Origin of the sequence: Falsiroseomonas algicola, assembly GCF_011040385.1 — a bacterium.
In the GTDB taxonomy this organism is placed as follows: Bacteria; Pseudomonadota; Alphaproteobacteria; order Acetobacterales; family Acetobacteraceae; genus Falsiroseomonas; species Falsiroseomonas algicola.
This window is the reverse complement of sequence record NZ_JAAIKB010000085.1, coordinates 1-247: the sequence shown is the minus strand read 5'-3', so window position 1 is coordinate 247 and position 247 is coordinate 1. Positions and strand designations below refer to the sequence as shown.

Annotated in this window: 1 protein-coding gene; it reads left to right on the top strand. The window is 68.4% G+C overall.

From position 1 onward, the window contains the following. Nucleotides 1-247 (top strand): 4Fe-4S dicluster domain-containing protein (locus tag G3576_RS31125; RefSeq protein ID WP_164698351.1); only part of this gene is annotated, 247 nt, incomplete at both ends.

Sequence of the window (247 nt, the reverse complement as noted above, 5' to 3'; positions counted from 1 at the left end):
CACCTGGTGCTGGTCGACAACGGCCGCTCGAACATCTATCAGGACGACGAGCTGCTCGACACCCTGCGCTGCATCCGCTGCGCCGCCTGCATGAACCACTGCCCGGTCTACACCCGAGTCGGCGGCCACACCTACGGCACCACCTATCCGGGCCCCATCGGCAGCATCCTGATGCCGCACCTGATGGGCCTCGAGGAGACCAAGGACCTGCCCACGGCCTCCAGCCTGTGCGGCGCCTGCGGCGAGG